A 14,771-nucleotide genomic window follows, 5' to 3' on the forward strand; every position below is an offset into this window, starting at 1 on the left:
AAGTACACCACCGGGAGGTCTTCGAAGACCGAGGCTCCTACCGAAGGCATGGACACCGATTCGACGATTCCCGACGACGCCGGGGTTAGGACTACCGCTGAAGGACTGGCGGCGCTGGCGGGGATCAAGTTCCCGTCACTCGATCCCACCGAGATCCTCGAGACGGCGGCGGCCGGTGCCGCGGCCCTGTCGACGTGTCGGGTCGAGGCGAGCTACTGCGCTCACGACGGTCACATGGAACTCTGCCCGGCAGCGCAATCCGAGCACACGGAGCTAACCGACGCGCTTCGGCAATCGAGCTGGACGGGCAAAGTCGACTTGGCGCAGTATCATTGGGGTCGCGCGTTTCCCCTGTGCCATCAGGACGTCGTGCACGGCTGCATCGTGCTCAGCGCTGCGGCGACGCCCGTGCCCGAGCAACTCCTCCTGCTGGAGCTCCTGGCGCAGCAGGCGGGTGCGGCGCTGGCCTGCGCCGAACTGCACCAGCGCGACGTTCGACGGGCTCGACAGCTCAACGAGTCCAACCATGATCTCGCCTCCGCGGTGCAGCGCTTGGAGGCACGCGGCCGCGTCCACGAGTCACTCGAGGGAGCCCTGGCCGGGGGTTCGGGTCAGGACGGCATAGTCGAGGCACTTCATCGGCTGACCGGGGTACCGGTGTGCGTCGAGGACCGGTTCGGCAACATCCTTGCATGGTCTGGTCCCGGGCGGCCTCAACGCCACTCGAAGCCGAGAACGACTGAGCGCGAGGGGTTCCTGCACGAGCTCACCGCACAGACCGCTCCGGTGCACGTCGACGGTCGGGTGTGCGTCCTGGTTCAGCCGCACGCGGAGATCCTTGGCGTCATCGCATTGGTGACGCCAGACGCCGACGAGGACCACCACTACGCACTCCTCTACGGCAGTATGGTGCTGGGCCTCGAACTCTCCCATCGACGCAACCTCGCCGAGATGCACCTGAGCCTGAGTCGCGAGCTGGTCGACGATCTGCTGGCGGGCACCGACGCGGACGGAGCCTACGCACGCGCCGAAGCCCTGGGCTACGACCTGCGCCACCCCCACTACGTGGTGGTGATCCATACCGGACGCAGCGCCAGCAAGGCCGACATTGCCGCCGCCGGTCGCGCGGCGGCGAACCTCCACGTAAACCATCTGGCGGGCCACCACGGAAATTCCATCGTGCTGCTCACCGACGGGCGCCCCGCCCGCCAGGCCTTGGCACGGGAGCTCACCCGACAGCTCGGCCACGACCGGAGCGCCGTCGGCATCGGACCACGTTGTGACGCGCCTGCCGAGTTTCCGCAGTCCTTTGGCAAGGCCCGTCGGGCACTGAACGTTCGTCTGCGATCGGCTCGCCCACAGGGTGTTTCGGACTACGACGAGCTGGGCTTCTACCACCTGGTCGACGCCGCCCACAGCGTAGGTGTCGCCGAGGAGTACGTCCGGCGCTGGCTGGGGCCGCTCCTCGACTACGACGAGGCGAAGCATGCGGATCTGGTGCACACTCTGAGCCACTACCTCGAATGTGGGGGCAACTACGACGAGTCGGCGGCCGCGCTCCACGTTCACCGCAGCACGCTGCGGTACCGGCTTCGCCGTATCGCCGAACTCACGGGTGTCGACCTGCGTGACGTCGACGCGCGCTTCAACCTTCACGCCGCCACGCGCGCGTGGCAATTCCTTACGCCCGAGCCGTGATTCGTGAATCGGATGTCCGCTACGAGAGGACCCTCGCCCGCCTCAGGGGTGATGACAGCCGTGCTCCGGCAATGAGGCCGGCGACGGCGCCCGGAATCGACGGCTTCGGCGCCCACCGCAGTGCGGCGACGGCCCACGCGACGGGCGAATCTAGTTGCGGGTCCGACGCTTGGCCGGTCGTCGCGGCCCGCGGGCTGGCATCCGCTTCCGCGAACTGGTCGACGATCGCAGGGACGAACGACATCATGTCCTGAGGCCCGCGACTGGTGACGAGGTTGCCGTCCTCGACGACTGGACGGTCGAGCCAGGTCGCGCCCGAGTTCACCAGATCGTCGCGGATGCCGGGCCACGAGGTCAGAGTTCGCCCCGTCAGCAGCCCGGCCGACGCGAGCACCCACGGCCCGTGGCACAAGGTGGCGATCGGCAGGCCCTCCGCGTCGACTGCGCGCACGAAGTTTCGCGCCTCCGCGGATTGGCGCAGCAGGTCGGGGTTGATGAAGCCGCCCGGCAGCAGCAGGCCGTCGTAGTCGGCGGGGTTGGCCTCGGCCACGGTCTTGTCCACTCCCACCCGCGTGGCCGGTATGTGCAGGTTTACTCCTCGAATTCGGCCATGCCGCAGTGAGATCACCTCGGTCTTGGCACCCGCGAGTTGCAGCGCGCGCATCGGTATCGTCAGCTCGACCTTCTCGAAGCCGTCGGTCGCCAGTACTGCGATCCGTCGACCGTGGAGCCGTCGCATAGTCGTCATGGTTCTCCGTTCATCGTTGGCGATCGGGGACGGCAGACGTCCGCCCGCGATACGGCAGCCGTACCCACGAGCGAGCCGTCCACGCGTGAATGGGTCCCCGATTTCGACCCACCCCGTAGCTGTCGTGTCGGCGCACGACCGTGGCGGACTGGAGGTTTGACGTCGTGGCCCCGGGGTAGCGGCCGGGCATGACAGGCGAACCCTCGTCCATCCTGCTCGTCGCCGACCCCGGGGCGCCGGCAACCCTCGCCGAACGGTTGTCCGAGAAGCTCCCTCGGGTGTTGGCGAATGGCGCTGGGGACGCGGATCGATGGGACGTGTCCGTTCGACGCCACGCCTATCCGATCAAGGAAGACGACGCGGTGTCCGACGTGGTGAACGCCATGGACCTGGCTTCCGAGTCCGACGACATCGTCATCTATCTCACCGATCAGCCGCGGCGCGACGGCACGACGCCGGTGATCGTCGACATCAGCGTGCCCGACCGGCTGGGCATCATCTCCATCCCCGGCATGGGTGCGATGTTCGTCGACCGCCGGGTGAGGAGTCTGGCACGGACGGTGGTGGCCGAACTGGAGGAGCAGGTGGGCGATCACGATGCGTCGGTCAAGCGGCTGACGCGACGGGAGGACGACGACGTCGTCCGCTACACGGCACCGTCGTCGTTCTCGCGTCTGCGACTCCTGGCGGGCATGGTCTACGCCAATCGGCCGTGGCGTGTCACGCTGGGTATGTCAAAGGTGTTGATGGCCGCCTTCGCAACGGGCGCAGTCAGCCTCGCCTACCCGACGATGTGGCAGTTGTCCGACACCATGGGCCCGTGGCGCTTGACTGCGGCGACGCTGTTGTCGACCTCGGCGTTGATCACGTGGCTCATCGTCGAACACGACCTGTGGGAGAAGCCGTCGTCGGCCGACGAGCGCGAGCGCGCCGCCCTGTACAACGCCTCGACCGTGGTCACGCTCACCATCGGCGTCGTCATCTTCCACGTCGGGCTGTTCGTCCTGCTCCTGTTGACCGCGTGGTGGACCATCCCGCCCCAAATGGTGTCCCAGAACATCGGCCACCCCGTTGGTGCGTCTTCGCTGTTTCGGATGGCGTGGTTGGTGGCTTCGGTCGCCACGCTGGGTGGCGCCCTGGGGTCTGGGATGGAGGACGACGACGTCGTGAAGGCGGCGACGTACGGTGCGCGGCAACGGGAGCGCTTCGACTGACCGCGTCGATCACTCGATCGGGTACGGGTGCGCAGCCCTAAATCCATTGTTTCCGAATGGTTTTCGACGGATTACGGTCGGTTTGCGCGCAGTCCCGTAGTTCGATGGGCCCCGCGTCGGCCACGCAAGGCATCATGGGCGGCATGTGCCTGGGGATCGGAATGACGTGCCGGTAGCCGAGCCGATGCTGAGCGTCGGCCTCGTCGTCGTCTGCGTGGTGATGGCGGTCGCGGCCGGACTGGTCAACCGCGTGTTCCTCAAGGGGTCGGGGTTCGCCGCACCGGTCGCAGCGGTGCGCGCCGTCGTCCAGCTCGGAGCCGTGGCGACCGTGCTCGTGGTGGCGCTCTCGCGGCTGTGGTCCTCGGCCGTGGTCTTGCTGGTGATGTTCGTCGTCGCCGCGGTCACCGCCGGCCGCCGCAGCGAGGCGACGAGGGGATCGGCATGGCTGGCGGCCGCACTGGGTTGCGGCATGGCGGCGGTGATTCCACTGTTGCTGTCCACCGGCGTCGTTCCGTTCACGGGCGTGGCCCTGGTACCGGTGTTCGGCATCGTCCTCGGCGGAACGATGACGGCCTCGGCCGTCGCCGCCCGTCGGGCGCTGGATTCCCTGACCCAGCGCGCCGGGGAGGTAGAGGCCGCGCTGAGCCTTGGCCTGTCCGAACGGTTTTCCCGCATGATGGTCATCGAGCGGCCGTTGTCCGACGCGTTGCTGCCCAACCTCGATCAGGCCCGCACGGCCGGACTCGTCACCTTGCCCGGGGCCTTCGTCGGGGTACTGCTCGCCACCGGGTCGGCCGCCCAGGCGGGTGCCGTCCAGGTGCTGGTGCTGATCTCCCTGTTGCTTGCGCAGGTGTGCGGGGTCGCCGTCGTGGGCGAGCTCGTGGCGCGCGGTCGGATCACCCGCCAAGATGCCTAGTTCGGCCAGCAGGCGGGTACACCGCACGGCATGAGCGAATCACCCCTCTCCCACGACGCCAAGAGCATGCTGGCCAAGGCCAACCCCGCCGTGATCGCCACGGTTCGATCCGACGGACAACCGGTGTCGGCGGCGACCTGGTACCTGCTGCGCGGGGATCAGATATTGGTCAACATGGACGAGGGCCGCGTGCGACTCAAGCACATGAAGAAGGAACCACGGGTCTCCCTCACCGTGATCGACCAGGAGGACTGGTACACCCACGTCACCCTGATCGGCCGGGTCACCGAGATGTACGACGACGAGGGCCTGGCGGACATCGACGCCCTGTCCCGTCACTACACCGACAAGCCCTACCCCGTCCGGGATCGCAAACGGGTCAGCGCGCTCATCGAGGTCGACAAGGTGCACGGCTGGGGCGCCCAGAAGAACAACGACCAAGTCGGCGGCTGAGACACCGGCCCAAATTCCGTCCGTGCTGAGTGTCATGCGGCAGCCTCGAGATCGAGGAGCAGCTGTTTGGCCTCCGGGCCGCCCAGGTAGCCGCCCATCGTGCCATCGCTTCGCACCACCCGGTGGCACGGAACGACCACGGGCAGCGGGTTCTTCGCGCACGCGGTGCCCACTGCACGGACGGCCTTGGGGTTGCCGGCCAGCCTGGCGACGGTCGCGTAACTGGCGGTCTGCCCGTAGCCGATCGTGGACAGATGGTGCAGTACGGCGCTGCGGAACCCCGCCGTAAGCCGCCAGTCCAGTGGGAGATCGAAGCTGCGACGAGTCCCCGTGAAGTACTCGTCTATCTCGCGGGCCGCCAAGTCCAGTCGGGTGGGTTCATGCAAGATGCGAGGACTGATGTCGCTGGCGAGCTGCGCGAGCACGGTGTCGTGGTCTTCGCGGGCGTACGCGACGCGCACCAGGCCCTGCTCGGTGGCCGCCAGGAGCAGCGGACCCACCGCGGTGTCGACGGTGCGGTAGGCGATGTCGAGGAGGCCGTCACGCTGGGCTGCCGCAGTGAGGCGCTGATGCAGTTCGGCCAACTTGTCCGGGCTGGGCTGGGTAAGTCGTGTCAGATCGTGAATGATCCCGTCGGTGTCTGTCATTTGGTGTGTCCTTTCCGAGGCGCATCGAAGTCGGTGAGGTTGCCGAGGTAGGTGCGTCGAAGTGTGGCGATGCCGTCGCTGGCGGCGCGGCGGGCGGCCGCAGCGGTTCCGCCGAGAACGACGGCAATCTCGTTGTAGGGCAAGCCGCCGAGGTAGTGGTAGACCACGGCGTGCTTCTGTTTGTGCGGCAGCTGGTCGACCGCGACGGCCAGTGCGTCTAGGTCGACATGATCGGCGCCGGTGTCATCAAGGGCGCCGACGATTTCGGTGATGGCATCAGTCGGCACGGGTTGACGGGCGCGAGCGCGGGTGACGTCGATGGCCTTGCGGTAAGCGATGGTGACCAGCCACGCCTCCAGGTTGGCGTCTGCAGGCAGCTCGGGGTAGGCCTTCAGCGCCGCCAGGAAGGTCTCCGACCAGGCGTCGTCGGCGTCGTGTGCTCCCACGACGGCACGACACACCCGGAAGACGCGGGGACCGTGGTCGCGCACCACGGCCTCGAATGGCGGTTTGGTCATCACATCTCGTAGACGCCCCAGAGCTGATGTTTGTGAGGTGCTCATCGTCGTCCACGATTCTCTTGGCTCGGACCTCACATTTCACAGCACGGCGGCGTCTTCAGGACAAGGTGCCCGACGCGCCGACCGACCCAAGTGAATGGATGTGGTTCGTATGTCAAATCAACAGGGCTCCGTGGCGACCTTTCTCACCAGCATGGCCAGCGTGCCTGCCAATGCGCCCACGGCCTGCACGGGCTGGACTGCGCACCACGTCGCCGCGCACCTGGCCGCCGGCTTCGAGGAGGTCTACGTTCTGATCGAGAATTCCTTGGCTGGTCGCCCCAGCCGCGACACCCGCACCTTCGACGAACGCGAAGCCCCGTACCTGGCCATGGACGCCGACGCTCTGCGAGAGGTGCTACGCGACCGCCTGACGACGACGGCCAAAGTACTCGCCGACTTCCGTGCCGCCGGCCCGGATGCCGTGTTCGACTTCAACGGACATTCCTTCACCGCTGCGCAGATGAGCACTCATCTCGACAGCGAACTCGCGATCCACCGTTGGGACTTCATGGGCGAGGACGCGATCAGCGAAGAACTCCTGTCCGAGCCGGCCTTCACCCGCCATGCCGTGTTCCTCCTCAACGCACTGCCCATGCTTGCCGAAGGCGCTCCGAACAGGGTCGCCGGAACCGGGTTGCGCGCAGGTACCGTCATCGTGCTTCGCACCCCGGGCCAGCCCGACGTCGCCCTCAAGGTAGACACCGACGGCGAAGCCAGCTACCTCCACGGTGACAGTGCAGGCAGTATCACCGGGCAGTTCGTCGTCACCACCGACGCCGCCAATCGGCTCCTGACCATGTGGGGCCGCCATTCAAGCCGCCGCCAGATCATCGTCAGCGGCAACCCGGCGCAGTGGGGCGCCGTCGCCGCCGCGCTGTGGCCCGATGTCCACGAATGGCCCCAAGGCTAAGGCATTTGAGACGGCTCGAATTCTGCTTTCCGTGTCCGACGGGGGCCCCGGTCGTCATGGCGTGGTGGCAAGCGTGGTGATCCCGCCTTGGGCAAAGCGGCGAAGTGCTTGGTGGCGCTTGTCGATGTCGCCGGTGCGCATGCGGCCGTCGGTGAGGCTGTCGAGTCGCAGGTTGTTGGAGTAGGTGTGCAGAGTGGCCGCAACCAGGTGCAGGTAGGCGTCGTGGATGGCCGCCTCGCGTGCTGTCGGGAACAGGGCTCGCAGCGCCGTGATGAAGTCGGCGGCGATGGCGTTGAAGTCTCCGACGATTAAGCGCCCGATGGGGTGTCCGGAGTTTGCGAGTTGGGCGATGAATCGAAAGTAGTTGTCCCACCCAGGATCACCGGCTCGTAGGCGCATGGGTTCGGTGAATGCGTCGACGAGAGCACCCAGCCGCCGGGCTCGGGTCCCGCGGGTGGGCAGTGCCGCCAGGCGGGTACGACGGTCGTCGTTTAGTGGTTGGATGCGGCGCAGCAGGACGGCGTGGAAGAGGCCCTCCTTGCCGCCGAATTGGTCGCTGACAGAGGCGAGGCGGGCGCCGGCGTGGTCGGTGATGTCGCGGACGCTGACACCGAAGTAGCCGCGGGCGGCGAAGAGTTCCTCAGCGCTGTCGAGCAACCGGGCACGTAGCTTCTCGCGGGCCACTTCCCGCGAGACGCGTGGTGGTGGGTCGGCTGCTGCGGGACCGGTCATGACTCGATGACGGTGTGTTCGATGTGGCCGATGCCGTCGACGGCCAGTTTCAGGGTGTCGCCGGGGCGCAGCCAGTGCCCGTTCTCCATGCCGCTGCCGCCGGGAAGCGTTCCGGTGGCGAAGAGTTCACCGGGATAGAGGTGTTCACTGCGAGAGGCGTGCGCCAGGACCTCGCCGAGACTGTGTTGCAGGCCCGCGCTGGACACCGTCGACACGACGGACCCGTTGATCGACACCGTTCCGCGGAGCGCGTCGACACGGGGAAGGATCTCGTCGGCGGTCACGGCGACCTGTGACAGCGAGGTGGCGAAGTGCTTGGACTTCTGCGGTCCGAACCCGCTGTCCATTTCGGCGCGTTGCACGTCGCGGGCGCTCCAGTCGTTGACGACGACGAACGCACCGATCGCGTCGAGTGCCTCGATTGGGCCGGCGTTGAACAAGCCTCGCGCGAGGACGAATCCGATCTCCAGTTCATAGTCGAGCGCCTGGGAGTAGGACGGTGCTGCGATGGGTGTGCCCGAGGGGACGAAGGTCATCGCGTTGGACATGTAGTACATCGGCTGGGCGTAGAACAGCGGCTTGGGCTTCACCAGCGGAAACGGGCGCCGGGTGAGCGCTTCGACGGTCTTCACGAGTCGGTACTGGCCTGGGTGAAGGCGCTGGAGGAGACCTCGGCTGGCGTCGAGGACGTGCTGCTCGTAGAGCATGAAATCGCGAAACGACGCCGGCTGAAACGGCAACGAGACCGCACTGTGCTGCAGGTGTTCGTCAGCACGGGCGAGCTCCCAGTCGCGGTCGAAGACCGCACCGCCCAACGGGTTCCGGTCCGTGCTCGTCTGCCAGGATCCGTCGGCCTCGAGGCACTGCACCTGTAGGCCCTCGGGGGTGCGCACACGTCGAAGCTTCACCGAGTATCAATCCTCATCACCGTGGCGGAACAGTCGTTCCACTGTATCGCACAACGGTGTTATTGTCGGAACGATCGTTCCGTGTTGGTGAGGAGGTGGGCGTGCGCGGCCCGCAGTCGTCGTCGTTCGTCGTCTACACCCCCGCCGACGCCGCACCCTGAAAGGACGCTCGATGACCGAGATCAGCCTGCCGCAGAAGCTGTTCGTCACAGCGTGCGCAGTCACTCGCAGCACCGACCTGGCGGCCCGTTGGACAGGCGCCGCACCATTCCTGCCGGCGCTGTTCGTGCTTCGCTACGCCAACATGGGTGGGCTCGACCACGCCCTGTTCGCCGCGCAGGTCCGCGGGGCCCGGTCCTTCCACGACGACCGCTGGTGTGGCTACTGGAACCGCATCGCCGACGTCCACGCCCGGCGCGCCACCGACTTGCTGCGCAGCCTGGCCGGCACGGGCTCCGCCGACGTGCCCGACCTCGCTGACCCGAGCGCGGCGACCGCCGCCGATTACCGCGCCTCGCTCAGCGCCTTGATCGCCCCCGCCGCGGTACTGTTCGCCGACCACGGACCACAACCGGATGCGCGTGCGCTCACCGCACTCGTCGACGAACACGCACCAATCGAGGACCGTGGACGAATAACGAAGGCGTACGAAGCCATTGACGCGTGGGTGAAGGCCATCACCTACTACCAGGTGAGCGCCTTCCCCGGCCACGACCCGCACCGGATGCAAGCCTATTGGCGCTCACGACACCTCTTCGACGCTCTGATCGGCGCCGTTGTGCCCACGCTGGGGCTGTCCGTCGACCACGTCGACATCCCACTCGCAGACGGGGACACCGTCCGCGGGTACCTCATCGTGCCACCGGGATCGGGGCCGCATCCGGTGGTGTTGACCACCAACGGCCTGGAGGGCACCATCCAGGAGTTGGCGATCCCCCAGCTGCGCTACCGCGATTCGGGCATGGCGATGTTCCTGATGGAGATGCCCGGCAGCTACGCCTACACGCATCCCATGGCGCCCGCGTCGGAGGCTGTTTACCACCGGCTGATCGAGCACCTCGCCGCCGACGACCGCATCGATGGAGAGCGCATCGCCATGGTGGGGGTCAGCTTCGGCGGCTACTGGACCGCGCGCCTGGCCGCCACCAACGACCGGCTGGCGTGTGCGATCGCATGCGGAGCACCGACACACCGGTCCTTCCACGGCGGCGCGCTGGGCACCCCGCAGATCATCCTGCACGCCCTGGCCAAGACCGTCGGAGCGGCCCATCCCATCGATCTGGTGCGCAAGCTGCGACGGCTGTCCATCCGAGATTCGTACTCGGACATCACCATTCCCCTGCTCGTCATCAACGGCGACAACGACACCCTGATGAGCACTCAGGACAGCAGCGACCTCGCCCACGCCGCCGCCAACGCCACCCTGCTGCTCTATCCCGACGACGACCACTGCGCAATGGGCCACTACCGCCAGTGGCTGGACTACTCACAGCACTGGCTGCTGACACAGCTGGCGGTCACCGCCAACTAGATACGTCACCGAAGGAGGGCCACTCGCGTTCCCGTTCGGGGACGGCACGAGCACCTGCGACGCCGAGGTCCCCCCACCGACGGCACGCCGACATCGTGTGGGCCACACGAGTGTGCCATCGCCCAGGACAGGTAGGAGGCCCGAGCCTGAACGTCTTTCCAAATCGTCCATCTTGAAGAACAGCCTCTGACGTAGGGCGACTGGGACTTGAACCCAGGACCAACGGATTATGAGTCCTGCCGCCCCGCCAATTTTGGGTTAAACTGGCTGCCTTGCAACGGATTTGGATGAGTCAATCCTTATTGTTGAATCCGTTGCGACTCAATACCTTTGAAAGATTCTGGGTATTCAATCCGGGGCTTTGTATCATCGCCGCTGGTCAGGACATCGCCGCGCGGTTGCGTAAGCGTTGCGTGACGCTTCACTCTCAGACGGGTTTGCTGGCCGGAAAGCCAATTGAATCGACAGACGATCTTTGGCCTCTTAGCGAGGCCACCCACCACGTTGAGTAACCAATACGACGTACTCGTTTAGCACCGAAGTTGTAGCCTAAGACCTGTGACAGAGGCGAAGGACGGGGCTGAAGAGTCCGGAGGAATGGTCAGCATCACGTGGGAGGCGCTCAACCCCAATAGCGTTCGATTTAAGTCGTTGGAGTTACAAAACTTTTTATCGTACAAGAATGCCTCGCTCGATCTTTCAGACTTCATTGCGATCGTTGGGCCGAACGCAAGCGGCAAATCTAATGCGGTGGCGGCACTACGACTGTTGAGAGAGATTCCAAGTTATGGCCTTCCGACGGCAATTGCCCGTCGAGGCGGCTTTGACCAGCTAAGGCATCGAAGCCGGGGTCATCCATACGACCCATCTCTACGGCTTTGTTTCGAAATGCATGGAAGCGGTAGAACTTCATCCTATCTTTTAAGCTTCGGGTCTGTTAAAGGCGGCCAGTATAAAATCAAACGAGAAGCTGCGGAACTATTTTTTGCAGACGGTAGCTCTGCGTCGTTCGATCGCACGGGCGATGCGGTCCGCATTATCGTCTCCCGGAAAGACAGTAAGCCTGAGCGCTTTAATTTCAACGCCGTAGCGGGCCAGAGCATCATTCCCGCTGCCGGTATCGCTGGCATCACTGTTTATGAAGTGCTGCAGCGCATTCAGACTGTGGAAGTAAACCCTGCCAAGGTGGGTGATCTCCAGGAGCCGTCTTCCACTGCAACATTCGAATCCGACGGTTCAAATGTAGCAAGCATATACGATTCACTAGATAAGAAGACAAAGCAAGACGTAGTGGACAGGTTGGCTGCAATTGTTCCTGGAATTGTGGCAGTAGAGGTTTATCATTTGGCCGACAGATTAACGCTCCGATTCAAGCAGACGGCCGACGACGGTTTAACGAGAACTTTTCTTGCCAAACAGATGTCTGATGGGACGCTTCGCGCCTTCGCAATCATGGTTGCGCTACTGCAGAACAGGCGCCCAACCCTCCTAGTCATCGAAGAACCTGAGGTTGCTATTCACTTAGGTGCCCTAGGCAGCCTTGTTCAATTGCTGGAAGCGGAGACTAACAAAACGCAGGTTTTAGTGACCACACACAGCGCAGACATCATTGACGCTTTGCCGATTGACTCGCTAAGAATTGTTTGGCATGAGAATGGCGTGTCGAATGTTGCGCGTCTGGCGGAACACTCTAAAATACCAGTTCGTAAGGGGCTGATAACCCCCGGCCAGTTACTGCGTTCCGACTCGCTGGACCCCGTTATTTCATGACCGCACAATCTGGCGATCCTCATATCGAAGTAATCGTAGAGGGCAAAGCTGACTTTAACGCGATCCCGGTGTTGCTGCGAAATCATCTCTACGCCCAGAATGAGTACAGGGATCTACTTGGAAAGCCAATAGCGACGAAGGGAATTTCGAACGCTACAAAAGCTAATGGTATCGAAGGCTTTGTTGTAACTGCCGCCTGCCGGCCGGGCTGCAGGGCTATTTTGATCGTGATCGACTCTGACGATCACTGCATTGCCGAAATGGCGGAGGAATTAACCATCCGATTGGATGGCCTTGTTGAGCAGCCTGTCGTTTTGGCCTTCGCGGAGCGTACGTACGAGGATTGGCTATACGCGTCGGTCGAAACACTAGGTATTGGCGATTGCATATTCGTTGCGTCAAAATCAGGCATAAGCGCGATCGAAACTGCTTTGAGAGCAATAGGTGAGTCCTACTCGAAGCCGCTATGGCAGCCAAAACTGACGCACCGTATAGATATCGCGCTTGCACGATCGAGAAGCACCAGCTTGTCTCGATTGCTGGACAGATTCGATGCGCTGCTCCCCTTGCTAAACAGCCCCTAGATGGCGGTGGACGCTTGAGACCCTTCCTATTGGTGACCTGGCAATAGCAGGGCGCGCTAGACCCGCGGGCTGCGAAACGTCCTCGTTGATGTAGTCACCGTAAACGTCCAAAGTGAGCGTGAACGTGCTGTGTCCCAACCACTTGGACACTCGTTTAAAATCGACCGCAGGACTAGCCGAGAGCAGGTTGACTGCAAAACTGAGGCAGTGACCGCACTGGCGATGGGATACCCATGCTTGGCGTATTGGTCGCGGGTTTCCGGGTGAGTCTCTATTTCGCCTGCCCTGGTCGCTGACCACACTGCAAGCTGCTCCAGCCCGTACAGCCCGCTGATTTGGCGTTCTAGCTCCACCCGAGCAGCGATCACCGATTCTTGTGTGCGCTCCACTGCTACGAGTTTTAGTGCTGCCCACGTCTCTGGGTCCACTCCGATGCACGCCGATTCGACGCACTCACCGAAGAACACTGCCCGACGAATCAGGTAATCGAACGTCTCGCGTAATTCGTCGTCCGTTGATTGCCGCACACAGTCATTTTACCCTGTTGAACTGCGGCGACACCCCGTGACCACAATTAACTGCCCTCATCGCGTGGAGCCGGGGTGGGGGCTAGTTGAAGAGCGGGTTTCCGGGGTGCTGATCTTTGGCTGCTTGTTCGTTCAAGGCGTCGAAATCTTCAGTGAACTCAGGGCAGAAGTTAATCACAGACAGCTGTATCAAGGTTGCAGCACCGCTCGGCGTTTGATTCTTGCTGTCGATCAGATAGTCACCGATCCACTTAACGGATTTGACGTTTACTCCGTACTGATCGAACGTGTCGCAAACGATGGCTTTACCGTCGATTTGAGGCTGTGCACTGGCTGTTCCTGCCCCAACACCGAGCGAAACCGCTGCAAGGCAGATTAAAAAGCCAACAATTTGTTTCACGATCCGCTCCCCCTTGACGTGATTTCCTGCCCCCAATGACAGCGCCAGCAATCACAGGTGACGCTACCCCACACCGACAATTGTCCGGCCGGATTTTTCACTCGTCATCGGGATTTGCTGAACCATGTTTGCACCGCCCTTTGTACCACGCCTCTGCGTAAGACTTGCGTAAATTTCGACCGATTCGAAGCTAGTCTTACAACGCCAGCAACTTTTCAAACTGCTTGGACCTGCAGTATAACTCTGTAGGGCGACTGGGACTTGAACCCAGGACCAACGGATTATGAGTCCGCGGCTCTAACCAACTGAGCTATCGCCCCCTTGCGCTCGCGCGCGGCACCCATGATCGCACGGCCGCCTCCCGGCGAAGACGCGGGCGCGGAGTTCAGCGGGGCGCGTCGGCCAGGAACGTGTGGACGATGTCGCGCTGCCATCCCGGCACCGTCTCGCTGACCGCGGAGGCGAACCCGGCGGCGATCAAGCGCTTGCGCAGCGCAGCCGCGCCGTCGAACGTCGCGACGCTGCGGCGCAGGTGACGGTAGAGGGTGGCGTCCCTGGTGCGGTACCAACCCATCGGGATGATGATGCCCGCGCACACGGCGTTCCAGACCGCGGTCGCCAGCTTCGAGTCGGCCACCGAGTACTCGTGCAGCGCCAGCGTCGCCCCAGGCTTCAGCAGCGAGCGGAACCGCCGCAGTTGGGCGTCGGGATCGGCCAGGTTGCGCAGCAGGTATGCCGCGAGGATGCCGTCGAACGGCCCCTCGACGCCGGCCTCGGCCAAGTCCTCGATGGGGGTGTGCACGAAGGTCACGTTCTGCGGCCACGTCTTCTTCGCCGCCTCGGCGAGCATGCCCGCCGACGCGTCGACGGCGACGATTTCGGCCTCGGGGGCGGCGTCCAGCAGCGCCGCCGTCGAGGCACCGGTGCCGCACCCGGCGTCGAGCAAGCGAAGTCCTCGGCCGCCGTTGGGGATTCGCATCCGGCGCGCCGACATTCGCAGGTGTTCGTGGTACCCGGGGTTGGCGCCGACCAGCTGGTCGTAGGAGGGCGCCTCGACGTCGAAGGTGCTCGGCACGACTGCCCTGGGCAGGCCGGAGGAGTTCATGCTCATGACGGCAAGTATGTCCTATCGCGGCCCTGCCGAACCCTCAGCCGTAGACCGGCTGCCCG

General features: G+C 64.0%; 15 protein-coding genes and 1 tRNA gene. 8 read left to right on the forward strand and 8 right to left on the reverse strand.

Features of this window, described 5'->3' with window-relative positions:
• The first annotated feature begins 48 nt into the window (after window positions 1–48).
• Window positions 49–1,698, forward strand: a complete 1,650-nt coding sequence (locus H7K45_RS25630; RefSeq protein ID WP_263998881.1) for a PucR family transcriptional regulator — start codon at window positions 49–51, stop codon at window positions 1,696–1,698.
• A gap of 19 nt (window positions 1,699–1,717) precedes the next feature.
• Here H7K45_RS25630 and H7K45_RS25635 read toward each other — a convergent pair whose 3' ends face one another.
• A complete protein-coding gene (locus H7K45_RS25635) occupies window positions 1,718–2,446 on the reverse strand; it encodes a type 1 glutamine amidotransferase domain-containing protein (protein WP_372512642.1) in 729 nt (242 codons plus the stop codon).
• A 188-nt stretch (window positions 2,447–2,634) separates the two neighbouring features.
• Between H7K45_RS25635 and H7K45_RS25640 the strand changes: the two genes are divergently transcribed.
• From H7K45_RS25640 to H7K45_RS25650, 3 genes are all read left to right on the forward strand, one after another.
• Window positions 2,635–3,660, forward strand: a complete 1,026-nt coding sequence (locus H7K45_RS25640) for a hypothetical protein (RefSeq protein WP_263998882.1) — start codon at window positions 2,635–2,637, stop codon at window positions 3,658–3,660.
• Between the two features lie 184 nt (window positions 3,661–3,844).
• Window positions 3,845–4,576 carry an ABC transporter permease gene (locus H7K45_RS25645; RefSeq protein WP_276070590.1) on the forward strand — a complete coding sequence of 244 codons (732 nt, stop codon included), beginning with the start codon at window positions 3,845–3,847 and terminating at the stop codon, window positions 4,574–4,576.
• A gap of 30 nt (window positions 4,577–4,606) precedes the next feature.
• The gene (locus tag H7K45_RS25650; protein WP_263998884.1) at window positions 4,607–5,029 is read left to right on the forward strand and encodes a PPOX class F420-dependent oxidoreductase; all 423 of its coding nucleotides are present in this window, start codon (window positions 4,607–4,609) and stop codon (window positions 5,027–5,029) included.
• 32 nt (window positions 5,030–5,061) lie between these two features.
• On the opposite strand, the gene H7K45_RS25655 is transcribed toward H7K45_RS25650, so the two are convergent.
• Both H7K45_RS25655 and H7K45_RS25660 read right to left on the reverse strand, forming a co-directional pair.
• Window positions 5,062–5,676: a methylated-DNA--[protein]-cysteine S-methyltransferase gene (locus H7K45_RS25655; RefSeq protein ID WP_263998885.1), complete on the reverse strand. Its 615-nt coding sequence runs from the start codon at window positions 5,674–5,676 to the stop codon at window positions 5,062–5,064.
• On the reverse strand, window positions 5,673–6,194 hold the full coding sequence (locus tag H7K45_RS25660; protein WP_263998887.1) for an RNA polymerase sigma factor: 522 nt from the start codon (window positions 6,192–6,194) through the stop codon (window positions 5,673–5,675). Before H7K45_RS25660 ends, H7K45_RS25655 begins: the two co-directional genes overlap by 4 nt.
• Before the next feature lie 175 nt (window positions 6,195–6,369).
• On the opposite strand from H7K45_RS25660, the gene H7K45_RS25665 reads away from it, so the two are divergent.
• On the forward strand, window positions 6,370–7,149 hold the full coding sequence (locus H7K45_RS25665) for a maleylpyruvate isomerase N-terminal domain-containing protein (protein WP_263998888.1): 780 nt from the start codon (window positions 6,370–6,372) through the stop codon (window positions 7,147–7,149).
• 54 nt (window positions 7,150–7,203) lie between these two features.
• Here H7K45_RS25665 and H7K45_RS25670 read toward each other — a convergent pair whose 3' ends face one another.
• Window positions 7,204–7,881 carry a TetR/AcrR family transcriptional regulator gene (locus H7K45_RS25670; RefSeq protein ID WP_263998890.1) on the reverse strand — a complete coding sequence of 226 codons (678 nt, stop codon included), beginning with the start codon at window positions 7,879–7,881 and terminating at the stop codon, window positions 7,204–7,206.
• Window positions 7,878–8,789, reverse strand: a complete 912-nt coding sequence (locus H7K45_RS25675) for a fumarylacetoacetate hydrolase family protein (protein WP_263998892.1) — start codon at window positions 8,787–8,789, stop codon at window positions 7,878–7,880. Before H7K45_RS25675 ends, H7K45_RS25670 begins: the two co-directional genes overlap by 4 nt.
• A gap of 172 nt (window positions 8,790–8,961) precedes the next feature.
• On the opposite strand from H7K45_RS25675, the gene H7K45_RS25680 reads away from it, so the two are divergent.
• The 3 genes from H7K45_RS25680 to H7K45_RS25690 all read left to right on the forward strand — a co-directional run bounded on the left by H7K45_RS25680 (window position 8,962) and on the right by H7K45_RS25690 (window position 12,674).
• The gene (locus H7K45_RS25680) at window positions 8,962–10,320 is read left to right on the forward strand and encodes an alpha/beta hydrolase family protein (protein WP_263998893.1); all 1,359 of its coding nucleotides are present in this window, start codon (window positions 8,962–8,964) and stop codon (window positions 10,318–10,320) included.
• 558 nt (window positions 10,321–10,878) lie between these two features.
• Entirely contained in the window at window positions 10,879–12,090 is a 1,212-nt protein-coding gene (locus tag H7K45_RS25685) for an AAA family ATPase (protein ID WP_263998895.1), read from the forward strand.
• On the forward strand, window positions 12,087–12,674 hold the full coding sequence (locus tag H7K45_RS25690; protein WP_263998897.1) for a DUF4276 family protein: 588 nt from the start codon (window positions 12,087–12,089) through the stop codon (window positions 12,672–12,674). The genes H7K45_RS25685 and H7K45_RS25690 overlap by 4 nt, the downstream gene beginning before the upstream one ends.
• A gap of 609 nt (window positions 12,675–13,283) precedes the next feature.
• On the opposite strand, the gene H7K45_RS25695 is transcribed toward H7K45_RS25690, so the two are convergent.
• From H7K45_RS25695 to H7K45_RS25705, 3 genes are all read right to left on the reverse strand, one after another.
• Entirely contained in the window at window positions 13,284–13,652 is a 369-nt protein-coding gene (locus H7K45_RS25695; RefSeq protein WP_263998898.1) for a hypothetical protein, read from the reverse strand.
• A 195-nt stretch (window positions 13,653–13,847) separates the two neighbouring features.
• Window positions 13,848–13,921, reverse strand: a tRNA-Ile gene (locus H7K45_RS25700).
• Window positions 13,922–13,986: 65 nt separating this feature from the next.
• On the reverse strand, window positions 13,987–14,712 hold the full coding sequence (locus H7K45_RS25705; protein ID WP_263998900.1) for a class I SAM-dependent methyltransferase: 726 nt from the start codon (window positions 14,710–14,712) through the stop codon (window positions 13,987–13,989).
• Between the last annotated feature and the right edge of the window lie 59 nt (window positions 14,713–14,771).

This window comes from Mycobacterium yunnanensis (assembly GCF_025823185.1).
GTDB lineage: Bacteria > Actinomycetota > Actinomycetes > Mycobacteriales > Mycobacteriaceae > Mycobacterium > Mycobacterium yunnanensis.